The following is a 23967-nucleotide window of genomic DNA, read 5'->3' as shown; positions in this document are numbered from 1 at the left end:
GGTGATAAAAATGGTAAAAAAATATAATCTATACAGTGCAGAACTCAATCTGGAAGATATTAATCTCAAATCAAGTTCCCCATCAGCAGATGATTTAAAAAAGCGTTTTAAAGAGGGCAGTATTCCACTACAAACCGATTATGCCGACTTGATTAATATTGCTGATATCGGTCGCAAAGCCTGTGGCCTGGCACCACAACAAAATGGACCAGGAGAAGGATTAAAACTGGCTGATAACGGTACGCTCAATTTGAAAATGGGCACTCTTTCCAGCCAGGACTTTTCTCCATTAATACTCGAAAAGGATATTTTATCCGTAGATCTTGGCAGTGGCCTGGTTAATAAAACCAACGGAATATGTGTTGGTCCAGGCAATGGCATTGTTGTCAATAATGATAATGTGGCTGTCAAAGCTGACAACGGTATCACCGTTAATAGTAGTGGTGTTGCAGTCAAAGCCAATAATGGCATCAATGTTGATACTAATGGTGTCTCTGTAAAATCCAAAGATAAAACAATTAACGTCGAATCTACAGGGATATCTGTAAGACTTGGTTGGGGGATAAAAATAGGTGATGGATTAGATGTTAAGGCCAGTAATGGTATTAACGTTGATAGTAATGGTGTTTCAGTCAAAGCCGGTAACGGTATCACGGTTAATTCAAGCGGCGTCAGTATTGATCCCAATAAAGTACTCCCAAAAGGAATGATTGTGATGTTTTCTGGTAGTAGTGTTCCTACAGGTTGGGCACTGTGCGACGGTAATAATAATACACCCAATTTAATCGATCGATTTATTCTAGGAGGCAAACTCTCCGATATTAATGGAAAGAGTAATGATAAAGCTTCAGGTAGTATTAATGCTAAAGAATTCAGAATAAGTACGACGAATAAAAAACTCACCATCACAATAAAAGGCACAAAGCTTTCCTCGAGTCAAATGCCAAAACATAATCATAAAGGAGGAATGAGTTACTTTAGTGACTCAGGTTCAATATATGGAAATTCTACTTTGAATAATAAAAGAAAGCTTGATAACAATCCTGGCACTCAAGATTTTCAGAGTATTTGGGGAAAAGGCAGAAACCTTTTTGTCGAAACGGGATATGACACCACATCCTATTATTTTCACACATCTGACACTGGGAATGGAGAAGAACACACCCATGCTGTTGATGCTAACGCTAATATTATTCCTCCTTATTATATTCTTGCTTTCATTATGAAAACATAATATTTATTAAAAATTCAAATCATCCATTAATCATAAAGAGAATATTAGCATGACTTCGGAGCCAAATCTGTTAAATCGGATTACCATTACTATTGAAGCTAATAATCAACAGGTAGCTAAAAAAGTATTGCATGGCTCCCTGCTTAATCAAATCAATATAAACAACTTATTTAATACATTTTTCATTCAACATCCCATTCATCAGGGTATCTATTTAGAAACATTAACTCTGGATCTTGGCGAAATAAGCTTGCATGATTTTAATTCATTGTTTCCAATCCGGATGAATTCTGCTTTAAATAAAGCACTAAGACAATACCAGATAAATCATAAGAAAGAAATTCACCTAAATGCACCAATGCAAAATAAAATCACCCATAATCCTTCTTTATCTGGCAATAATAATTTCATTGATGCAGAAAATTTCATTCATTTTTTATATCAAAAAGATTCCCAACAAAATACAATGGAGGAAATAACTAATAATAAAAACAGTGACATAAAGACTAAGCAATTAATAAATCAATTAATACGGATAGAAAACAAATCCGCATTATTATTAGCAAAAGGCTGTTTATCTGAACATGGCCTGCAACGGCTTTCCGCTATCAGACAACCCGCTTTATTGAGCGCCATCAACCGCAGATTATCCAAAAGAGTAAACAAACCACAACATCAGGAGGAGCTTGCCTCCTCCGGACAACTGATACTCAATGCACTGGAATATATACAACGACATAATGCACAGGAAATGCTTAAACCCGATGCGCAAGTCATCTCGCGTATTACCACTGAACTCAATAACGGTGTACTTAATGCCGCGCCTGTTATTAGATTATTTCGCCAGGCTATGACCCACAATACGCCATTAAATGGTTGGCTAAAACAACTCTGGCAAACAGTTTCTATTTCACAGCTTTGCAAAAATCACCTGTCGGTTGAAGAATACCAATATCTATTGGAATGCTTTATGCCAAACCACATAGATGAAAATGCATCCGGTAAAGAATCAACCATGACTCATGTTGATATTTCAAATATTCAGCAATATCAACATTCGACAAATCAAAAGATAATCGCCGAAAATCGGCAAACATTATCAACATCGGATAATACATCGATTATAAGAGGAAATAACCATAACCCACTTCAAACTATCAACAAACCCAACTCTGAGCGGGTTTTACTACCTGAACAACCCCTTCCAAGCAAAATCAATAATGCCGGGATATTAATTCTGTGGCCGATGCTACCCGCGCTGTTTAATCAACTTGGCCTGCTTGAAACACAGAAATTTATTCATCGTCAGGCTCAGTTGAATGCCGTTGATTTACTTGACTACCTGATTTGGGGAACCGAAGAGAGACCAGCAGAAAGAAAAGCACTGAATTACGTTCTGTGTGGGCTAATGGCCGATAAAAATATTACATCACTCCCTATCGAGCCGGAAAAACAATTGATAGCAGATCAATGGCTGGATGCAGTTATTGCCCAACTTCCTGCCTGGAAAAAATTAAGCCGTAATGATGTCCGCCAACTGTTTTTACAACGACCGGGGGAATTACTGGCAGACGAGCAAGAAATCAAAATCACCATCCAGCATCAGCCATTTGATGCGCTGTTGGCTGATTGGCCGTGGCCATTAAATATCGCCAAACTTCCCTGGCTGGATCGCCCTTTACGCATCGACTGGCAAAATATTTAGAAGGTTTATATGGATTACCCGCTGACAAATAACCACGATATAGTGGCAAAATCACATTGGATTTATCCCCATTTGGAACGTATCGATCTGCGGCTACAATATTATTATTACCAAAAGAGTGACAGATACGATTCCTTACCAGAAAGTTTTTTACTTACCGAAGATGAATTAGAACAGCATCTGGCAAAACCACAGGGCATTCCCCATTGGCTAACTAAACCCGATGATATTATTAGCCATCCAGTAACAAAGGAAAATACTGCCCCTGATGCATTGTCATTATTAGTCGAACGTTTTGAGCTCACTGAATTTGAACGGGATGCTTTGCTATTAGGTTTATTTCCGCATTTTGACAGCCGTTATCATGCACTATTTGCTGCTCTCAATGGTAACAGTAAAAAACAGTGGCCGAGTTTTGAGTTAGCGATTGAACTATTCAGCCAACGCCAAAGTGATCGGCAATTACTGCAAAACAGCTTTTTACCGCAAACACCATTAATCAGTAACCAACTATTACGAATCAATCAACACGAAGAACCTATCTGGCTACAGACACAATTTTTAACTCACAGCGCTGTCTGGCATTTTCTATCAGGACAACAGGTTATTTTGCCGCCTCTAACAACCTGTGTTTATTGGAGTACTCCAAACTCAGAGAGTTGGTATCCACAAACCCTTTATCATTCACTTGAAAACATATTACTGAATAAAACAGACGATATTCACCCATTGGTCATACTCAGAGGAAAACCGGGCAGCGCCAGAGAAATAGCGATCAGTCATATTATGGCGTCTCATAATATTAATACTTTAATTCTCGATTTAGCTCTCCTGCCTGACGACGAGAGCCAAACCACAATATCTAATTTACTGACAAATGTAGTACGGGAAGCCCGGCTACACGATGCCTGCTTATTAATCCGTAACTTTTCTTTACTCACAGATGAAAAGAAAATATTGCACAGCGAATTATCCACTTTACTGAATCAACCAAAATTAAAAACAATTTGTCTGGTAGAACCGGGAGATGAGTTAGTCTGGATTAAACACCTGCCAATGGTGCAAATTGATATGCCGGCCCTCACGCTAGCAGATAAAAAAACGATGCTGGAAGCAAACTTGCCGGATAATATAATTCAGGAAATGAGCGTCACTCAATTGTGTCAGCGTTTTTCATTTACACCAGAAACATTACCACTGATTATTAAAGAAGCATCCCAATATCAAATACTACGAAAACCAGAAGGCCAATTAGAAGAAACCGATCTGCGTAAAGCATTAAGTTTCCGCGCTCAACAAAATTTCGGTAAATTAGCTCAACGAATAACCCCCAAACGCGGCTTTACTGATTTGGTGATTTCCGATGCATTAGCGCAACAATTAAAAGAAATCATTGCCGCTATTCATTATCGTGATCAAATTCTGGCTACCGGCTTTCGGGAAAAAATCGGTTATGGCACCGGCGTTAGTGCACTATTTTACGGCGAATCCGGAACCGGAAAAACCATGGCCGCAGAAGTCATTGCCGGGTATCTCGGTGTTGATCTAATTAAAGTCGATCTCTCTACAGTGGTGAATAAATATATTGGTGAAACGGAGAAAAATATCTCCCGTATTTTCGATTTAGCCGAAGCGGATTCTGGAGTGTTGTTTTTCGATGAAGCCGATGCTCTATTTGGCAAACGCAGTGAAACCAAAGACGCACAAGACAGACACGCCAATATTGAAGTTTCTTATTTGTTACAACGATTGGAAAATTATCCGGGATTAGTGATTTTAGCCACTAATAACCGCAATCATTTAGACAGTGCATTTAACCGCCGTTTCACCTTTATTACTCGTTTCACTTATCCTGATGAAGCGTTACGTAAAAAAATGTGGCAAATCATTTGGCCTGAACAACTTAAACTATCTGATGAACTTGATCTTGAATATCTGGCTAAACGGGCTGATTTGACCGGCGCTAATATCAGAAATATTGCTTTATTAGCATCCATGTTAGCAAAGCATGATCACAGTGAACAAATCGAAAATAAACATATCGATCGTGCCGTTACACTTGAATTAAACAAAACGGGCCGACTGGTTTTTTAATAAATTAATAAGATTGGAGTCAATATGACAAGTATCATTGCTTCTGACAATGCGATTGTTGAGGTTAATACAGCATTAAATAATGTTTTATCCAAGTATTTAAATACTAATGGGAATAAAATTGATATACGTTTTGATCTACCAGAAATTAATTCCATTCAATCGGAGCCGACGGTAAGTGTATTTCTTTATGATATCAATGAAGATTTACAATTACGCTCTGCGGAACCAAGACGTTATAACCCGATGACCAGCACATTATTACCGGGGTGGATAAATATCAATTGCAACTATTTAATTACTTATTGGGATGCCAGTAAACCCTCAAGCGACAGTTCCAGCCCGGATAGTCAGCCCGATAATCAAGCCGCACAAGTGATGACACGGGTTTTAAATGCATTAATTAATCATCGCCAATTAACCGGCATTCCCGGAGCCTACACCCGGATTATTCCGCAACAGGAAAATTTAAACAGCCTGGGTAATTTTTGGCAAGCTCTTGGTAATCGCCCGCGTCTCTCTTTAATGTATTCCATTACCGTACCAATGAAACTGCAAAATATTGAAGACAGTGTAATCCCAGTCGGCAAAATCTCCGCTTCTGTGATTCAAAAACCCCATCTGGACAGTTCACAAATAAATCAAGCTCTGAAAGACAAATTGTGTGCCGATTTAGGTGGTACCGAAGATATCCATCTTGCCCTGACTAAAGTCAATCTGACAACCAAACTTACCAAGGAAAATCAGGAAAATAAAAACATGATCCTTGAACTTGATGTTTCTGGCATTACCCAATCAACTTATTTATCACAAATAAAAAATATCCTTCTAAAATGGCAAAATAGCCAAGAAGCTATTATTAAAATAAACAGTACTAACATTATTATTTCCGAAGCAACATCTTATAAATTAATTGTAATTTAAAACTATTATTTAATGAGTAACAACGAAACAAGCCGGTGATGATTTCTCAGCTTGCCATAGTTATTCTGGAATATTGTCATCACCAGTTAAAACTGTATTTGATTAACTAATTAACTTAATAGGACTTATTCATGTTCAAACGTGCTAATTCTCAGACAACGTCCAGACGACGTTCTAAAAATACCGCCAGGATATCACCATTATCAGACTTTTCTGATGGAAATGAACCTCTTACCCTCCAGCCTGTGAAGAAAGACCATGAAAGCAGGCCAACCAAAGGATTAAAACAACTTCTCGCGGATAGAGAGCTTAACAAAGGACATATTTCCCCGCTGAAAAATAAAGGGCTATTGGTCGGCAGCGAAGATGCACCCATTAACATACCGGTCATCGCTCATCGCTATGACAGTAATCATAAGCTTGCACAGGCGATGCCTCTGAAAGATAGCCACTCCAATCATAAAAATCCTTTTCATGGTGTTATTGCCGGATTTAGTGGCGACCAGGTCACCTCTTCCGAATCAGGTTCAGCAACCATAGGCGTGCATTGGGGCGAAAATACGTTGGACCCCAATATTATCGGTATAAATGTGGTCAATGGCGCATCGGGAACCGTAGGGATAAAAATTGATTTAGCGGATATACAGCCTGAATATCCGGTCATTATTACGTCCGGCGCATTGAGCGGTTGTACCATGATGTATGCCGTGAAGGGTAACTATTTCTTTGCCTATCATACGGGGCAAAAGCCGGGTGATGATGAGTGGAAAACGGGACGGCAAGGTGTTGTCACAACCAATCAGAGCCATCAAGCCCTTTTACCGGATAGCGAGCCGGTTACGGCTGGTGAACAAAACAACGATTTAGTGAATATTTTTGCCAAATATGATCAGAGTGTTATTACTTATATGGGAAAACCGGGAGCGGTGATTGATAACACAGCAGAAAATGTCAGCGTTTTTAACTATGACGAAATCAAGCCTGAAAAACTGGCTATCAGGGCTGGTTACAGCTATGCGCTGCTGGCCAAGGATGATAAAGGCAAGGTGAACGTCAAAGTATTATCGGAGGATGCTATTGTTTCGCCTGGCAAGAAAGGCAATACGATTAAGGTTATCAATTCACTCAAAAAACGGTTGTTATAGTCCGCCTGAAATCGTAGTACTGGGAAAATTTCACACGCCAATCATATCTTAATTTATGGACTTGCCTTGGATAAATAAAAAGAGGGTAATATGCCAAACAAAAAACACAGTGAAAATACTAAACATTTAGAGAATAGCGTTAAAAGACCTTCAATACAGACTGAACATGATGAGAGTCATATAGGCAGCACATCATTAGGTATGGGATTAGATTTAAATCACATGAGGGGAAATAGTGCTGTTAGTTTAGACCAAATTAATGAATATACATTTTGGAAAGAAAACATTTCCGAATATTACAAATGGATGGTTGTGGTTAAAGGTCAATTAAAACAATTAGACTGGACCTTAAAATCAATGGACTCCCCTGAATCTGCTGGAAGTAATATGGCTAAAAATATAGGGACGACTGCATTACAAACCCTATTAAATACAGGAGGCAGTATAGCCGGCGGCGCTATTGGCGGGGCCATAGGAAGTGCTATAGCACCCGGTATTGGCACTCTGGCTGGCATAGGTATTGGCGCATTAGCCGGAACAGGATTAAATTATCTTAATGATACAGCGATTGAAAAATTAAATGAGAAATTGGAAATCGCACACCCTTACCCTAAAACAAGAAATATGATATTCGATATCAATAATTACGATAAAAACCCTATCTTAAAAGCAATAAAGAAAAAACTTGGTAATAAAGATAATCTAAAAGTGACTGCCGGCGGTTTAATCACATCACAAATTGTAAGCAAAATATCTCCGGCAAGAATTCCTGCCTATCAACTTGCTGAACTGGCCGTATCGCACCATAAAGCATTAGCAGGATTGAGTGATGATAAAGCCAGACATATATTAGATTTCACCAACAGTATCCGTGAAGTTCTCAATGAAAGCCATTCTGATGCAGTCACATTTATGCGTAGAAACTATGGCGATGATGCAATGAGCCTTTCCGGATTTTCCTCTAAAGTAAAGGGAGAAAAATTAACCTTAGATACATTAGCAAGGACAAGAAATAAAATAGAAATCAGAATTAATAGCATTAACAAACAAGTATTAAAACTTTCATCAGGGAATAGAGAAAATTAATTATACAAAGATAATTAAAATCGCTTAAAATACAAAAACACCACCATTCAACCACAATCATTTCATCCTACCAAATCAGGGAAAATATCTGGGACACAGCAATGCTGAACCCTATTTTCCCATTCCCCATAATAATTAATCTTTTAAATCCATCTATTTTATTATTTTTCTGATTAGTCAGTTTTTATTGCAACAAAACATTCATTAAAAAATAAGACAAGTCTGAAAATTAATTTTAATTAAATCATCTATCTTGTGATTCCATCATAAAATACAAACAGTTAAATGAAAAAATTAAAACATACAGAATTATGCTGTGAGGCAAGGCTATTGAATTAAACATAAACTCTTAATATGATTATTTATCCTATATATACTTCTTACTCAAAACTAATAGGTGATAATATGGAAAACGAATCTAACAAAGATGAAAAGCAAAAAGAAAGCTCATCACAAACTGATATTTTGGCTCCTACTGAGCGTACATTGACAATAAGTGAACGTATAAAGGCATTGAATGAACAAGGATTCTCCGACACCCCAAAATCCTCTTCCCAATTTGCGATGCCCTCTTCATCAAGCAGTTCTTCTGTAACTACTAATAAACCAAAGCCAAAACCAAAGCCAGCATTTTTGCAGGGAAAAAAACTTCCAGATATTACAACTGCGGAAAGTTCAACATCAGCAGCTAATCGATCAACGTCTTCCACTGTAGATTCTGAGACATTATTAACATCAAGTTTTAATGACATAACATCTTCAACTTTACCCGTTGGCAAACATGAATTAGAACTGACAGATCAAAAAGATGTCATTATTTTTAGAGGAGATAATCGGGACCCTGAAAAAATCGTAGCAGCAGGTGGATTTTATCCATGGTCAAAAAAACACGTTACCGAGATTAAGAATGCATTGACGGATGCATTTATTAGTGATGGACCATCAGCGCATATGGTAGGACATGTCAGGAGTCCAAATCAGAACTATGTATCCACAGGAATAAATACCGATTGTGGTGGATATGGGGGACACGCTGCCTACCTGTACAAGATGGAAATTCCTGGACTAAGACCGCAGGAGATGAGTAGAGAAACTATTGGTCAGGAAATTAAACAAGATAAAAGAGGAATTAATTATCCCGCATTTTTGATGAGCCATCAGACTCTTCAACAATCAGAATTCGTCGCAATGATGCCCGCGCGTACAGAAGAGCTGACATTTATTACCCCGATTCCCCTGAATTTTATTACTGAATACAAAAAGAAAGGCACAAACATCTGGCATAAAATGCCTGGTCCAAAGGAATAAAGGAGATTAACCCGTCTTTATATGTCGTATTTCGTATAATATTTTTTTCGTATCAATAACACCCAAACAATGGGTAGCCAATAAAAATACAATATCAAGCCAGATCAAATAAATTTTGCGCCATTTATGGCGCACTCTCTTTTATTTTCTCTACCCTAGAATAAAGCTCATTCCCTTGTACTCCAATAAGCATTATAACCTATTCCATTAATAATCATCAGAGTGATTAATTTTTTCCTGATTATTAGTTTATCAGCAAAACCATTCCACCATGACAATAAAACATTCCTTAAACATACAATATTATTAAAAATTAAATATCACAAATGTAATTTATCACCCTGTTTATAGAAACAATAGGGAAATGTTGACATATGAAATAATTAACACCTACCATATTAATTAACAATTACCATTATTATTAATTGATATTCCTCATGAGAATTCATTCTCTATAATTATTTTGTTTTATCAAAGGTGATTTAAATAATCATTGAACAATTTTTTAAATACGAACAATAACCGATATAAACCAGGTTATTGCGGTAGCTATACCCAATAGTCAAGTACTAGGAAAAACAACATAATAGACGTTTTTCTTATATTTCAAATGTAAATAATAAAGGAAGAAACCATGGCTACAACTCCAGCACAAATCGCTGTTGACTATCCCATTCCTACTTATCGGTTTGTTGTCTCGGTTGGTGACGAACAAATCCCCTTTAACAACGTTTCCGGGCTAGATATTTCTCATGAAGTCATCGAATATAAAGATGGTACCGGTAATTACTACAAAATGCCGGGCCAACGTCAATCAATCAATATCACCCTGCGTAAAGGGGTATTCCCTGGAGACACTAAACTTTTTGACTGGATTAACTCTATTCAACTTAATCAGGTTGAAAAGAAAGATATTGCAATTAGCCTGACCAATGAAGCCGGCACCGAAATTTTAATGACCTGGAATGTGGCAAATGCTTTCCCAACGTCATTCACCTCCCCCTCTTTTGATGCCACCAGCAATGATATTGCCGTTCAAGAAATCGCACTGGTCGCAGATCGGGTTACCATTCAAGCACCTTAATAGATCCACAATAACAATCTATCCCGATGTTTATATTGCAGAAGATAATCGTCTGACATAGCCAATTATCCATGCGCTAACACATGATGATCAATATTGGCATGGCTCATCACGACCGAATTCATCATCCTACTGTTTGCGCAAAATATCGCACAATAACTTGGAGGCAATATGCCAATAACCCCAACTTATCCCGGCGTTTATATTGAAGAGGACGCTTCACCGTCCCTCTCTGTTCGTTCCGGTGCAACGGCAGTGCCTGTTTTTGCCGTCGCAAATAATAATTCATTAATATCAGGTAAGCCCTATATTCGCGTCAGTAGCTGGCTGGAGTATTTAACACTAAAAAGTGGGCAATTTAATCCTTCCGATAAACTGGATATCGCACTGCGAGCCTATTTTATTAACGGCGGTGGATATGGTTATCTCGTCAAAACGCAAGATTTAGAAAAGCAAGTACCGGTACTTGATGATGTCACGCTATTGGTTGCCACCGGAGAAGAGATCACAACCGCCGTCGGAACACTTTGTCAATTAGGCAAAGGAGTATTCGCCATTTTTGACGGCCCTAAAACTCAAATAAGCTCAACCCAAACACCAGATGATGTCCTTAAGCCTTATTCAGCAACTCAATACGGCGCAGTTTACTACCCCTGGCTGACCGCCGAATGGGGAGAAAAGAGAGCCCTGGTTGATATCCCACCTAGTGCCGTCATGGCCGGTATCTATGCCAGTGTCGATAACAGCCGGGGCGTCTGGCAAGCTCCCGCCAATGTCCCTGTTCAGGGCGGATTACAACCTAAATATCCGATGACCGACGACCTGCAAGGGAAATATAACCAAGGTAAGGCACTGAATATGATCCGTACCTTTCCTAAGAGCGGTACGTTGGTCTGGGGAGCCAGAACCCTTGAGGACAGCGATAACTGGCGTTATATCCCGGTTCGCCGCCTGTTTAACAGCGCGGAACGGGACATTAAAAATGCCATGAGTTTCGCGGTGTTTGAGCCTAACAGCCAACCCACCTGGGAAGCTGTACGCCGGGCCATTGATAACTATCTCCATTCCCTCTGGCAGCAAGGCGGGTTGATGGGCGACAAGGCCGATCAGGCTTATTTTGTTCAAATCGGTAAAGGCGTCACCATGACTGATGACGATATCAAGCAAGGCAAAATGATCGTCAAAATCGGTATGGCCGCTGTCCGTCCAGCCGAATTCATTATCTTGCAGTTCACGCAGAATATCGCTCAATAATGGGAGGCAGCATGCCAACAACACCGACCTATCCCGGCGTCTATATTGAAGAAGATGCGTCATTATCGCTCTCTATCAGCCACGGGAACACCGCAATACCTGTTTTTATTGGCCGCTTCCAGCCTAAAGAAACCCGTGCAACCCTAAAAGCGATACGTGTTAGTAGCTGGCTGGATTTTATGAATCTATTTAATGTCGGTTGTATTACGTCAATCGCCATCACATCGACAAAACCAACACCACCGCCTCCCTCTCCTCCTTCCGGGAACGTTGAAAACGATACAGCGGTTGTTGCCACTACCAATATCGCTGTTAACGCGGGTGATACAGGCTCCAGTTACACTTACGCTGTCACTGTCGGTACTTACACAACAAGTAGTGATGCGGTAAAACTTTATTTTCAAAATGGCGGTGGACCTTGTTATATCCTGCCGGTTGCTAATCCCCAAGAGACTGCCACTTTGGCATTAATCCCCGAGTTAATTGAGCAAGCTCTGGAGATTACCTTAATCGTCTGCCCTGAACAGGATTCTTCTTACCAGAGTGCAATATACGGCAGCTTAACACCCGCATTATTGAATGCCGGGCATTTCCTGATCGCTGACAGCCAAACTAAAACCAGCATACCTGGCGTTAATGTGCAATCGCAAACCGCAACTTACTATCCGGCGGTGAAAGTCTCACAACTTATTCCAGTGGAAGATAGCCTGATCGTAGTTTCAGGTTATGAAGATGCAGAAACAAAACCCGATGCAATCACAAATCTGGCGCAACTCAAACAGAAAAACCTCGCTGTCTACCAACAAGTTGTTAAAGCAATACAGGACAAAATAACCGCCAACGGCAACACTATTCCTGCCAGTGCAGTGATGGCGGGAGTCTACTGCGCCACGGACGCCAGCCGTGGTGTCTGGAAAGCCCCGGCGAATGTCGTGCTAAGCGGAATTGGTGATGTCACTGAACGACTCAATGACGATGAACAAGGCACCATGAATCAACAGGGCATCAATGCCATCCGCTACTTCAACCATCGGGGATTTGTGGTGTGGGGCGCACGTACTCTGCAAAATGATGACAACTGGCGTTACATTCCGGTACGGCGTCTCTTTAATAGCGCAGAGCGAGATATCAAACAAGCTATGCAATCCGTCGTCTTTGAATTCAACAGCCAACCCACCTGGGAACGAGTGAAGTCAGCCATTGACAACTATCTCTATTCCTTATGGCAACAAGGGGCATTAGCAGGCAATAAACCGCAAGAAGCCTATTTTGTTCAGATTGGTAAAGGCATCACCATGTCTGACGACGACATTAAACAAGGGAAAATGATTGTCAAAGTGGGCATGGCTGCGGTACGTCCGGCTGAATTTATTATCCTTCAGTTTTCACAAAATGTAGCACAGTAATCGTACTGAGACGCGGTTAAACACCGCGTCTATTCAGTCGTTAAGGAGACGATAATGGAGATAACACGGCCGAGCGTCACCGTCACAGAAAATCTGATATCCCCAAAACAGGATGACTCGTTTATCGGTATACCGGTTTTTATTGGTTATACCCAACCTGCTGAAAATAGCCATGTCAGTGATAAAACCACCATCAAACTAAATAGCTTAGCCGATTTTACCCTGTCGTTTAAAAAAACAGGGTTAATGTACTATGCCGTGCGCCATTTCTTTGAAAACGGCGGTCAACAAGCTTATGTGCTGTCACTGGGTACTGATAAACAATTAAGCGATTTTCCGTCATTGATCACTGCACTACAACAAGAGTGGCTGACTCAAACGATTGCCGCAGAGAACGACATTACCCTGATTATCACCCCAGATGTTATCCGCTTTAATCAGACAGATATTTCCTATATTCAAAGAGATCTTTGGTTACAATTTTGGCAATCGGTGCTCAATCTTTGCAAGAGCCGACGCGGTATCATGGGATTATTGGATGCCCCAGACAATCCCACATTAGCTGCTGAGTGTTTAAAACGGTTTTCTTCCGCTGATCAACAATGGGGTGCCGTATACTGGCCGCGGCTAAAAAGCGCCTATCAGGATAATACGCAAAACCCTATCGTACTTTCACCGACCGCCGCAGTAGCTGCCGTCATCCAGCGTAACGATAACCAACAAGGCGTATGGACCGCTCCGGCCAACATTGCCTTAGCCAAAGTCATTAGCCCGGTACACTCTTATATTGAAGCGAATGCACTCTTTAACCCAGATGGCACCTCGCTGAATCTAGTCCGCAGCTTTCCCGGCAAAGGCATTAGGATCTGGGGATGCCGAACCTTGGACAATACCCCCGGTTCCCTCTGGCGTTATATCCAGATCCGTCGTCTGGTTTCTTATATCGAAGCCCATATGACTCAACTAGGCCGGGCCTTCGTCTTTGAACCCAATAACGCCATCACCTGGATGAAGTTTAAAGGGCAAACCTATAACTGGTTACGCCAGTTATGGTTAAACGGCGGGCTACGAGGAACCCAAGAAGATCAAGCTTTCAAGGTGTTGCTCGGTGTTGGTGAATCAATGAATGAAGCCGATATACGGGCCGGAAAAATGATCATAAAAATCAGCCTCGCGGTCTTAATTCCAGCCGAATTTATTGAGTTAAGCCTGACATTCGATACCCGTACCGGTACCACCCGCTAAGTTAAACAGAGGCAACATATGAACAACCTCTACACCCCGGCAGTGTCACACCGTTTTATCACCAGTTTTCTTTTTAACAACATTCCCAGTCCACTGGATATCGCCTTTCAACGGATATCGGGCCTGAGCCGTGAGTTACAAACTAGCCAACACAGCCAAGGCGGGGAAAACGCCAGAAATACCTGGCTGGCCGAAAAAATCCAACATGGCAGTCTGATGTTGGAGCGTGGCGTGATGACGGTGACACCCCTCACGCTGGTGTTTGATCGTGTCCTGCGTGGCGAAAAAGCGGTCTATGCCGATGTCGTGATTATGTTACTGAATGAAAATTCGTTACCCGTGGCAAGTTGGACATTAAGCAACGCACTACCGGTACGCTGGTCCACCGGCGACTTTGACGCCAATAGCAATACCGTTTTGGTGAATTCACTGGAGTTGCGTTATCAAGATATGCGCTGGTTAGGAGTAAAAGTATGACCGTCGAAATTAAGGAGCTGATTATTCGAGCTAAAGTGACTGATTCCGAGAGTAATCCCATCACATCACAGACATTAGCCCAAGAGACGCTAGATAACGCCCGTCTGATCGAGATTATCAAACGGGAAGTGTTAGAGGCGTTGCGTGAAACAGGAGGCTATTATGAGCTTAATTGAACGCAGCCTGTCCAAACTCACCCTGACCGCCTTTAAAGACCGGGAAGGGAAAATCTCCGTAGGCAGCTTACAGGCAATGTATAACCCTGATGGGATCCAGCTCGATTATCAAACCCACTACCAACAGGATGAAAGCGTTAACAATGCCAGCCAAAGCAGCCGATATGTGCTATCACAACCCGCCGGTTTGACGTTAGTTCTGCTATTTGACGCGACCATGCCGGGCAACAACATCCCGGTAGAAACCCAACTAGCAACCTTGAAAGCTTTGTGTACGGTGGATGCCAGCACCAACGTGCCCCACTTCCTCAAAATCAAATGGGGCAAAATGCGTTGGGAAAACAAAGGTTATTTCGCCTGCCGGGCTAGTGATCTCACCCTCAATTACACCCTATTTGACCGGGACGCTACGCCACTGCGAGCCAGCGCCACGTTATCGCTGATTGCGGACGAAAGCTTTGTTATTCAAGCCACTGAACAGCAGTTAAAATCACCGCCGATCACCGCAGTCAGCGTGACCGATATGCTCTCTCTGCCGTTAATCGCCTTAGGCGCCGGGGCTTCTCTGGCAGGCGGCATTGATTACCTCACCCTCGCCTGGCAAAACAATCTGGATAATCTTGATGATTTCACCCCGGGGCAAACGCTACAGGCACAGGGGGATGCATGAAGATACCGGCGATAGACGTTAAAATAGCGGGGAAAACCCTCAGCCAGTTTTCTGTGATGAGTCTGACCGTAAACCACCCAATCAACGGTATCCCCACAGCCAATATCACGCTTAGCGTAGCCGGTGACGCCAACGCGATTTTTGCCGCTAAAGCTCAAGCTGAACTCACAAGCTGTCGGCCCAATCAAGAACTGATCGTGAGACTGCAAAAAACCGTGTTGTTTAAAGGGATCATTGTTCGGCAAGCGCTTAAGTTCAAAGGTCAGGACAGTCTGGTTACCCTAACGGCGAAACATCCACTGCAAAAACTCACTGACAATTTCCATTCACAGTTATTCAGTCAACAAAGTGATGAAGCCATTATCAGAAAACTATTCAGTCAAGCAGGTATACCTGTCACGATAAAACAGGCGCCTCAGCTTAAAACTGAACATGAGCAAATGGTCCAGTTTCGCTGCCATGACTGGAAATTCTTAAAAAACCGGCTGATCGCCACCAATATCTGGTTATTACCCGGTAACGAGACGGTCACGCTGGTGACGCCAGAATCACTGAATCAATCGACCGTGCACACAATTAAACAACGTACCGGTGATCAAGACATTGTGCTGTTTGAGGCAGATCTGCAATGGGATAACCGGCACAGCCCCAAAACGGTGAGCGTACAATCCTGGGATATCGCACAACAAAAACTGTCTCAGGCCACTCAGGCAAAAAACAGCGGGTTTGGCAGTGGTCAACTCGCGCCAGACAGTTTGGCAACCTTATCCGATCAGACATGGCAATGGGTTTTTAGCTATCCGCAAGATAATGAACAAGCCAAATACCTTGCGCAAGGCATCCTGAATAACCTGCGAAGTGATAACGTCTCCGGCAATGTTGAAGTCGCAGGGAATAGCCGCTATCAACCGGGGGATGTTCTGGCGTTAAGCGGCTTTGGTCAGGGAATGGATGGTAAAAGCGTTATCACCGGCGTCAGTCAAACCATCAATCAGCGGCAAGGCTGGCGCACCCGGCTAACTCTGGGCCTGTTGCCGGAGGCAGAACCGGCGATCCCGCAAGTTAAAGAGCTGCATGTAGGGATTGTGGAAAAATACCAACAGGACAAGCAGTCACTGGACCGAATTCCGGTCAGAATACCGGCGTTAAACTTAACCAACAGCGTACTTTTTGCCCGACTGGGTAAACCTTATGCCAGTCATGAAAGCGGGTTCTGTTTCTACCCGGAACCGGGGGATGAGGTGATTATCGGCTTCTTTGAATGCGATCCCCGCTTCCCGGTGATATTAGGCGCTATGCACAACCCGAAAAATAAAGCACCAATAGCACCCAGTGAAAAAAATCCAATAAAAACCCTGGTCATTAAACAAGGGGATAATCAACAAGCATTAGTGTTCAATCATCAAGATAAAATTGCCGCCCTTAATAGCGGAAAACATTCATTATCACTGCAACAGGATAAAGATATCACGCTAGATTCAGCGAAAAATCTGATCACCAAAGCCCAGGAAATTAACCTACAGGCGGAAAAATCCTTGTCAGCCACTGGAAAGTCCGGCGTCGATATTAAAGGTGCGAAAATTAACTTAACACAATAATAGGACAGCAAAATGACAGACAACATATTAGCCGATATTTATGGCCGGGGTTGGGCTTTTCCGCCACAGTTTTTTATCCAAGAGAATATACAGTCAGAAATACCCACCGGTGTCCAAATGGCAGCCGGTGCGGAAAATGTTCGCCAAAGCATGAAAATTCTCTTTCTCACTGAACCCGGCGAAAGAATTATGCGTGAAGATTACGGTTGTGGCCTGAATGATTATCTGTTTGCCAATATCAATGATGCACTGATAGCAGAAATCCAAACTCGAATTGAAGAACGCGTACTGCGTTATGAACCGCGCGCGGAAATCACGGTGATTCAGGTCAATCAGAGAACGGACTTGCCAAATACCCTCCATGTTCAAGTGACTTACTCCCTGAGAGGCAGCGAAATCAACCAACAAATTGATGGCATCCTTGAAGTCAGCGAAGGCCAGGTGTGGGTGAACCTATGAGTAAACAACTCGTGGTGGATGGTGACAATCTGCTATTTGAACCGCTATTCGGCAACCGGCAAGCCACCCTGCTGGGACCGGCAACCATTAGAGGCAGCGGGCACGCCCAGATCCAAGGCAAAAAGATCGCCATTGTGGGTGACGAAAAAAAGGTCCAGTTTCAGGCGCAATATATTACCCCTAGCCACCCGATACCCGGCATGGGGATGATCACCATTGCTCAATTGGATACCAGCCAGCAGGCAAACTTTTGTCGCAGCACCGCCACGGTGATCGTGGTCGGGCAGCAATTTACCGCCCGTTTCACCCCGACACAACCGGCGAATAATCCATCGAGTGGCCCGGATGTGACAACGCCGAGTATGGGAAAAGGTCGCTTTATTGCCAGCCAATATATCGTCAGTGCCGGATAAATCCCCCCTTCAACCTTATTTCTAAATAACTATGATCTCCTGAGAATTGATCAGGGATATATTCAAATAATAGGTGGTGTAAATATGGGACAGGCCGAGTTAGATAGTAAACTCTCCGCTATCGTGCCAAATACTGCGTTTAAACTTGATGAAAGAAGCACGCTGGATATTTTAAACTGGCTTAAAAAATACGCCGCAATCATCCCTTTCGATCAAGATAAAAAACAGTTCTGGGACAGTTTCTACTTTATTCATAAAAACGATCCTCAACAATTAGCCAATATTTACCAACAGGCGAATCAAGCCGATGGTCTTTTACCGCCACATCAAGCTTTTATATTGGCTTTTTTAAAACTATTAGAAACAACCAAACGCTTATTAAACACCTTCCCGGCACGACACCGTGATCTTTATTATCGAGAATTACTGGGACTGAACCCCAGAAATGCCCAGGCTGATAGCGTTGCTATCAGCGTTACCCTGAATACAGATAACGCGGAATTTCTGGTAGCACAAGGTACCCTGTTTGATGCCGGGCAAGATAGCGCTGGCAATTCGTTACAGTATGCGTCAGACGCGGATTTATTGGCGAATCAAGGGGCGCTGACCGACCTGCGTTGGTATCGGAAAGATGGCAACAATGGCCGGCAATCGGCAATACCTTTTAATCTTTCGGATAACATTGCATTACCTGAAAATGGTATCCGACTTTTTAGCCCAACAGCTAATGATGTGTCGGTTCTATCCGGATATCTGATTACCTCATCTTTATTTGCTATGTCCGCCGGAGAACGCCATATCACCTTGACGCTGGAAAACGATTGGGAAGGTCAAGCTGAACATCTCACCGCCAAAATAAGTGCAGAAGATCACTGGTTATCGTTGTCGGTAAAACTTATCGACAAAAAGAACATTGAACTTGGATTATCATCCACGGCTGATCCTATCAACCCGCCAGATAACCTTGATGGCATGACATTCGACGTACCGGTATTAAAATTAGGCACTGCTCAGCAACCCATACTGCCAAAAATTACCGGTATTGAAATCAATATCAACGGCAACCGCAGTGTGCACTATGCCTCTGATGGCGGAACTGAACAAACAGATAAAACCAGTTTCCCCTTTGGTCAATATCCACTGTTGGGTTCCGGTTTTAATCTGGTTGCCCCTGAATGGTATGGTTCTGAAAACGCGACGCTTACCCTGATTCCGCAATGGGTTGGCTTGCCCACAAAGAGTTTTAAAGCGTGGTATAAAGGGTACACCCCTGAACCGGATAATAGCGCGTTTAAAGCCCAGGGCTATTTAGTCACGCCTCAGGAAAGAAAGAAGCTCACTGGAACCCCATCATTATTTGGCGGAACCGATGTACCACAAGGACAAAGCCTGAGTTTTACCTTACCGACAATGGACTACTCTGTGTCTGATAATCCATCACCTAATGACTGGCCTGCATCAGTGCGCATAGAATTGGTTGACCAAGATTTTATGCACACCCAATACTGGCAAGATCCGACCGGTAAGAATTTACCCTACACCCCACAAATCAGTGCGTTGCAAATCGCATTCAGCGCTAAAGTAAAAACTGAGCAATATACCGTTTATCCTCTCACTCCTTTTGGTTGGGGAAACGCGAACGCTGAAACGCCTTCATTCGCCAATGACGCACTCTATTTGGGCTTCACTAACGTGTCACCGGGACAAACCTTATCCCTATACTGGCAATTAGTCGGTGTTCAAGAAATTACGCTATTTTGGTCTTATCTGAATCAACAAAACACCTGGCAGCCATTAAATCAACTGGTTCACGATCAAACTCACAACCTGTTTGACCGGGGGATATGGAGTACGTTATTGCCACAAGACGCGTCAAATCAGGCAACCTTAATGCCGTCAGGACGATACTGGTTGAAAGCAGAGATCTCTCAACAAACCGCCCCTGAGAATTACCCCAAAATGCAAGGCATACTGTATAACGCCACCACCGCTACATTAATCAACCCAGAAACTGTTGAAAATGATCACTTTATCGATGGATTAGCCGCCGATAGCATCAAGCAAACCGTCAGCGCGTCCGTCGCCATTAGCCGTGTGAAGCAACCCTGGGCATCCTGGAACGGTCGTCCAAAAGAAACAGAATCCGCTTTTCTTACGCGAATTCCGCCCCGGTTGTCCCATCGTAACCGTGCTTTAAGTTGGGATAATATTGTTACGCTACTGAAAGAGAATTTTATCAGCATATTTGATGTCAAATACCCTTCCGCCAATGAATTAACCAAAATCCCGGCTCCGGAAACGCAACAACTGATTGTGATCCCCAACAGCCGTTACAAAGATAACGACGATGCGCTACGCCCAATCCTGAATCCGGCCCGACTGGCGGAAATGGCCGACTGGATAAGCCAACTCAGCAGCCCCTGGACCACCCTCAAAATCGACAACCCCACCTACGTTAACGTGCTGATCAGCTATCAACTGGTGTTTGCTACGGGGGTTAATCCCGACTATGGCCGCCATCAGTTACAGCAGGAACTCAGCCGAAAATATATGCCGTGGGCAGAAGATAGCGCTATCGGCGTCACAACCGGCAACCGCATTGATTACTACCCGTTATTAGCCACCATTCAGCAGTCACCTCTAGTGGAACGGGTCACCAACTTAACATTGAAAAAATCGCCCCAAACCGCAGGAGCCATCGGTGACAGTGTAGAAGCCGCTGATAATGAAGTACTGATTTTGGTTTGGTCAGAAAAGAGTTCCGCTAATAAAGGAGCAGACAATGGATAATCAAGATGCCCTGTTTCCCATCGTTAAAGACGACATCGCCTTTGAGGCCCTACTCACTCAAGCCAAGACGGTCATTGAACAACAGTCTGGGCAACTCTGGAGCAATACAGCAGAAAATGATCCCGGTATCACTTTATTAGAAGCCGGTTGTTACGGCGCATCTGATCTAGCCTATCGCCATTCGCTACCCCTACGTGATCTGCTTACCCCCGAAAAACAAGAACAGACACCGGACGATGGCATTTTTCCACAAGAATTCGGTCCACAACAAATGCTGACCTGTGGCCCAATTACCGCGGAAGATTATCGCCGCGCCTTACTGGATTTGCATAGCAGCGATAACATTAACGACAAAAGCACAGGTTATTTTTTCTTTAACGATGTACAGCTAGTTCGTGAACCTGCAAGCGAACGCTATGAATACTGGTATAACAAAGAAAAACGTGAATACAGTTTCATTAAAACTCCAGATAGCCAACAGTTAACACTAAGAGGTAATTACTGGCTTTATCTACTCCCTAGCCGGGAAACTGAGGCCGATAAGGTACTGGCGCAGCAAAGTCTGGCGACTTTCTTAAAAAACAACCGTAATCTGGGGGAATCCGTCAGTAAAATTATCTGGCTACAACCCACGGATTTCCTCTTACAGCTTAATATTGAGCTGGATGATGATGTGAGAGATATTGCTGACATCTTCGCCAAAGTCTATATAACAACCGCACAGACGGTACTGACAACACCATTACGTTATACCACTCAAGCCATGAAAGAATTAGGCTACAGCAATGAAGAAATATTCGCGGGACCTTATTTACATCACGGCTGGATACCTGAACTACCTGCGGCCAAAGATTACACCACGGCGACAGAATTAAAACTCAGCCATCTGGCTAATCGTTTATTGGCTATTCCCGGAGTACAAAGTATTACCCGATTGGCATTAGGCAAACACGATGAAAACATTTCTCCGCTGGCAGACGATAATTGGTCCTGGACCATCGCTCAAAGATATTATCCCAGGCTATGGGGCAGTGATCCCTTAAGCTTAATTTCCTCGCCAGCAAGCCCGCTCATTATTACCGCCAAAGGTGGAGTAAAAGTTGCCGTATCTAAACAAGACATAGAGAACAAAATTACTATTGCACCATTAATTCAGACACAGCCTGAATTATTAAACTGGGGCAAACATCGTAAAGTCCTGGACTATTATCCGATCAGCAATAAATTACCCGCTTGCTATGGATTACAAACCTGCGCCGAGACCCAACAACAAATACACTTGCACCAATTTATGTTGCCTTTTGAACAGATGCTGGCTAATGGCTGCGCCGAACTCGCTATTTTGCCGAAACTGTTAGCCTTTAAACAACGGGGAAATGCAGTATATGGCACCCAATGGCCTTTTAAAGCCAATACAGTTAATCAGCAAGTCCATCAAAATATAAAATCTGATTTGATGGAAAAATTAAATAATAATTCCCAAATTAATAATGATGACGGTATCCATCCGCAAAATTATGCAAAAGAATTATCAATCCTGAATGACTTATTGGAATATTTTGGCACGCATCGCGCGGCCAGACCACTCACTCTGGATTCATTGGATTTTCTCTCTACTCAGCGCGGTTATTTGGCTCAACAACCTGAATTGACCTACCAGCGTAATAATATTCGTATTGATAAAGTGTCAGCGCTGCAAAAACGGATTGCCGCCCGTATTGGCTTAGGTGGCGAGTGTTTCAAAGACAACCCCAACTTGGCTAATTTGCCTTTCTATCTGATTGAACATCGTCAGCTATTACCGGTAAAGCCTGACAAAAAATTCGATAGTGAGCAAAAGCCCGATAATCTGGAAATAAAAAGTGACCCCAATGCTAAAAATCATCAATTAATCATTACCCAGAAAGGAGCAGCGGACCAATTATTGCACGGACAGGTCATTAATCTGATTACTATTGAGGGCGACAGAAAATTCACATTACGGGGCCAAATGATCACCGATATTACCGGAGACGCCTTCTCTCTTAACACCCGTAATAGCAGTTATCTAGAACGTAACCTAGACCGCGTGAAAACTGCGTTTGAGCAAGGTAATTTACGCTGGTGTAATAGCCCGGTATGGATGGAAGATATGGATTATCAACTGGTTTATGCCAGTGAAGCATATCAAACGGGAACAGAAGATGAACGCTGGATAATCTCCAGCCCCCAAAGTCCCTTCCCTGCTATGATCGAAATAAATGATGAAATCACCCTGAAATATATTATTACCCCCGATGGACCGCCGACAAAAACATTAGTTACAAAAACATTAGTTAATAATGATTCTCCCGCCGATTATGCACTTAAAGCACAAGTAGTGGAATTTGATCGCATTAAAGGCCGAGTATTACTTAAAAAAATATCAGGCCAACAATATGATTTCCCGAAATCAGAAGACGCATGGCGCTATCGTTGGTATTTTTCCAATGAAAAATACGCGTTGGCTGACCGTTTTTCATTTATAGTCAGTGTAGTGATTAATCGTCAGCTTATTGAGAATGATAAGGTCGATCCTTATAAACTGGAGGCGTGGGTAAAAACAGAGATCTTAACCGAATTTCCCGCCCATCTTTCTATGATTTTCCACTGGCTATCACCAGAACATTTCAAGAATTTTGCCAGTACTTATAAGCGTTGGCAGAACAATGGCGCTCCTCTGGGTGATGAAGCCTATAATATCTTAGAAACCTTAACGTTAGGGCGTCTACCTTCAACGGCAACCGGTACCGGTAATATGCGAATCGCCACTGAACAGCAGCGCAAAGAAGTTATTGGTGACTCTGGAACCGAATGGAACGAAAAGGTAATAGAAGATAATCAGTTATTATATGTACCAAAAATTTAAGTAAAAATAATA

The 23967-nt window shown here is 42.5% G+C and carries 19 protein-coding genes; all 19 read left to right on the top strand.

What is annotated here, in order from left to right; translation table 11 throughout:
• Positions 1-10 precede the first annotated feature (10 nt).
• The 19 genes from PTE_RS15875 (at position 11) to PTE_RS15785 (ending at position 23955) form a co-directional block, all read left to right on the top strand.
• Positions 11-1234, top strand: coding sequence for a tail fiber protein (locus tag PTE_RS15875; RefSeq protein WP_036848653.1), 1224 nt, complete (start codon positions 11-13; stop codon positions 1232-1234).
• A gap of 49 nt (positions 1235-1283) precedes the next feature.
• Positions 1284-2939: a contractile injection system tape measure protein gene (locus tag PTE_RS15870; RefSeq protein WP_036848652.1), complete on the top strand. Its 1656-nt coding sequence runs from the start codon at positions 1284-1286 to the stop codon at positions 2937-2939.
• A 9-nt stretch (positions 2940-2948) separates the two neighbouring features.
• A complete protein-coding gene (locus tag PTE_RS15865; protein WP_036848651.1) occupies positions 2949-5033 on the top strand; it encodes an ATP-binding protein in 2085 nt (694 codons plus the stop codon).
• Between the two features lie 24 nt (positions 5034-5057).
• On the top strand, positions 5058-5957 hold the full coding sequence (locus PTE_RS15860) for a Pvc16 family protein (protein ID WP_036848649.1): 900 nt from the start codon (positions 5058-5060) through the stop codon (positions 5955-5957).
• A gap of 131 nt (positions 5958-6088) precedes the next feature.
• Positions 6089-7102 (top strand): cytotoxic necrotizing factor Rho-activating domain-containing protein, encoded by a 1014-nt coding sequence (locus PTE_RS15855; protein ID WP_036848647.1) that lies wholly within the window; start codon positions 6089-6091, stop codon positions 7100-7102.
• A 90-nt stretch (positions 7103-7192) separates the two neighbouring features.
• Positions 7193-8188, top strand: a complete 996-nt coding sequence (locus PTE_RS15850) for a hypothetical protein (RefSeq protein ID WP_036848645.1) — start codon at positions 7193-7195, stop codon at positions 8186-8188.
• Between the two features lie 405 nt (positions 8189-8593).
• Complete coding sequence (locus PTE_RS15845; protein ID WP_036848643.1) at positions 8594-9496, top strand: hypothetical protein; 903 nt, start codon at positions 8594-8596, stop codon at positions 9494-9496.
• Positions 9497-10130: 634 nt separating this feature from the next.
• Entirely contained in the window at positions 10131-10580 is a 450-nt protein-coding gene (locus tag PTE_RS15840) for a phage tail protein (protein ID WP_036848642.1), read from the top strand.
• A gap of 171 nt (positions 10581-10751) precedes the next feature.
• Complete coding sequence (locus tag PTE_RS15835; RefSeq protein ID WP_036848640.1) at positions 10752-11834, top strand: phage tail sheath family protein; 1083 nt, start codon at positions 10752-10754, stop codon at positions 11832-11834.
• A gap of 11 nt (positions 11835-11845) precedes the next feature.
• Positions 11846-13240, top strand: a complete 1395-nt coding sequence (locus PTE_RS15830; RefSeq protein ID WP_036848638.1) for a phage tail sheath family protein — start codon at positions 11846-11848, stop codon at positions 13238-13240.
• 54 nt (positions 13241-13294) lie between these two features.
• Positions 13295-14485, top strand: coding sequence for a phage tail sheath family protein (locus tag PTE_RS15825; RefSeq protein WP_036848635.1), 1191 nt, complete (start codon positions 13295-13297; stop codon positions 14483-14485).
• 18 nt (positions 14486-14503) lie between these two features.
• Positions 14504-14962, top strand: a complete 459-nt coding sequence (locus PTE_RS15820; protein WP_036848632.1) for a phage tail protein — start codon at positions 14504-14506, stop codon at positions 14960-14962.
• Positions 14959-15138, top strand: coding sequence for a DUF5908 family protein (locus tag PTE_RS15815; RefSeq protein ID WP_036848631.1), 180 nt, complete (start codon positions 14959-14961; stop codon positions 15136-15138). The genes PTE_RS15820 and PTE_RS15815 overlap by 4 nt, the downstream gene beginning before the upstream one ends.
• Positions 15125-15808 (top strand): CIS tube protein, encoded by a 684-nt coding sequence (locus PTE_RS15810; RefSeq protein ID WP_036848627.1) that lies wholly within the window; start codon positions 15125-15127, stop codon positions 15806-15808. The genes PTE_RS15815 and PTE_RS15810 overlap by 14 nt, the downstream gene beginning before the upstream one ends.
• Positions 15805-17406, top strand: a complete 1602-nt coding sequence (locus PTE_RS15805) for a phage baseplate assembly protein V (RefSeq protein ID WP_036848624.1) — start codon at positions 15805-15807, stop codon at positions 17404-17406. The genes PTE_RS15810 and PTE_RS15805 overlap by 4 nt, the downstream gene beginning before the upstream one ends.
• A gap of 12 nt (positions 17407-17418) precedes the next feature.
• The gene (locus tag PTE_RS15800; protein WP_036848622.1) at positions 17419-17865 is read left to right on the top strand and encodes a GPW/gp25 family protein; all 447 of its coding nucleotides are present in this window, start codon (positions 17419-17421) and stop codon (positions 17863-17865) included.
• Positions 17862-18278, top strand: coding sequence for a hypothetical protein (locus PTE_RS15795; RefSeq protein WP_036848619.1), 417 nt, complete (start codon positions 17862-17864; stop codon positions 18276-18278). The genes PTE_RS15800 and PTE_RS15795 overlap by 4 nt, the downstream gene beginning before the upstream one ends.
• 84 nt (positions 18279-18362) lie before the next feature.
• Complete coding sequence (locus tag PTE_RS15790) at positions 18363-21068, top strand: baseplate J/gp47 family protein (RefSeq protein WP_036848617.1); 2706 nt, start codon at positions 18363-18365, stop codon at positions 21066-21068.
• Positions 21061-23955 (top strand): hypothetical protein, encoded by a 2895-nt coding sequence (locus PTE_RS15785; protein ID WP_036848614.1) that lies wholly within the window; start codon positions 21061-21063, stop codon positions 23953-23955. The genes PTE_RS15790 and PTE_RS15785 overlap by 8 nt, the downstream gene beginning before the upstream one ends.
• The last annotated feature ends 12 nt before the right edge of the window (positions 23956-23967 follow it).

The organism is Photorhabdus khanii NC19, from assembly GCF_000517265.1.
GTDB classification, from domain to species: Bacteria; Pseudomonadota; Gammaproteobacteria; order Enterobacterales; family Enterobacteriaceae; genus Photorhabdus; species Photorhabdus khanii.
This window is presented reverse-complemented; position numbering and strand designations above follow the sequence as displayed.

Excerpts from the sequence above, each read along its gene's own strand:
- PTE_RS15875 (WP_036848653.1), top strand. The coding sequence starts at position 11 with ATGGTAAAAAAATATAATCTATACAGTGCAGAACTCAATCTGGAAGAT.
- PTE_RS15870 (WP_036848652.1), top strand. The coding sequence starts at position 1,284 with ATGACTTCGGAGCCAAATCTGTTAAATCGGATTACCATTACTATTGAA.
- PTE_RS15865 (WP_036848651.1), top strand. The coding sequence starts at position 2,949 with ATGGATTACCCGCTGACAAATAACCACGATATAGTGGCAAAATCACAT.
- PTE_RS15860 (WP_036848649.1), top strand. The coding sequence starts at position 5,058 with ATGACAAGTATCATTGCTTCTGACAATGCGATTGTTGAGGTTAATACA.
- PTE_RS15855 (WP_036848647.1), top strand. The coding sequence starts at position 6,089 with ATGTTCAAACGTGCTAATTCTCAGACAACGTCCAGACGACGTTCTAAA.
- PTE_RS15850 (WP_036848645.1), top strand. The coding sequence starts at position 7,193 with ATGCCAAACAAAAAACACAGTGAAAATACTAAACATTTAGAGAATAGC.
- PTE_RS15845 (WP_036848643.1), top strand. The coding sequence starts at position 8,594 with ATGGAAAACGAATCTAACAAAGATGAAAAGCAAAAAGAAAGCTCATCA.
- PTE_RS15840 (WP_036848642.1), top strand. The coding sequence starts at position 10,131 with ATGGCTACAACTCCAGCACAAATCGCTGTTGACTATCCCATTCCTACT.
- PTE_RS15835 (WP_036848640.1), top strand. The coding sequence starts at position 10,752 with ATGCCAATAACCCCAACTTATCCCGGCGTTTATATTGAAGAGGACGCT.
- PTE_RS15830 (WP_036848638.1), top strand. The coding sequence starts at position 11,846 with ATGCCAACAACACCGACCTATCCCGGCGTCTATATTGAAGAAGATGCG.
- PTE_RS15825 (WP_036848635.1), top strand. The coding sequence starts at position 13,295 with ATGGAGATAACACGGCCGAGCGTCACCGTCACAGAAAATCTGATATCC.
- PTE_RS15820 (WP_036848632.1), top strand. The coding sequence starts at position 14,504 with ATGAACAACCTCTACACCCCGGCAGTGTCACACCGTTTTATCACCAGT.
- PTE_RS15815 (WP_036848631.1), top strand. The coding sequence starts at position 14,959 with ATGACCGTCGAAATTAAGGAGCTGATTATTCGAGCTAAAGTGACTGAT.
- PTE_RS15810 (WP_036848627.1), top strand. The coding sequence starts at position 15,125 with ATGAGCTTAATTGAACGCAGCCTGTCCAAACTCACCCTGACCGCCTTT.
- PTE_RS15805 (WP_036848624.1), top strand. The coding sequence starts at position 15,805 with ATGAAGATACCGGCGATAGACGTTAAAATAGCGGGGAAAACCCTCAGC.
- PTE_RS15800 (WP_036848622.1), top strand. The coding sequence starts at position 17,419 with ATGACAGACAACATATTAGCCGATATTTATGGCCGGGGTTGGGCTTTT.
- PTE_RS15795 (WP_036848619.1), top strand. The coding sequence starts at position 17,862 with ATGAGTAAACAACTCGTGGTGGATGGTGACAATCTGCTATTTGAACCG.
- PTE_RS15790 (WP_036848617.1), top strand. The coding sequence starts at position 18,363 with ATGGGACAGGCCGAGTTAGATAGTAAACTCTCCGCTATCGTGCCAAAT.
- PTE_RS15785 (WP_036848614.1), top strand. The coding sequence starts at position 21,061 with ATGGATAATCAAGATGCCCTGTTTCCCATCGTTAAAGACGACATCGCC.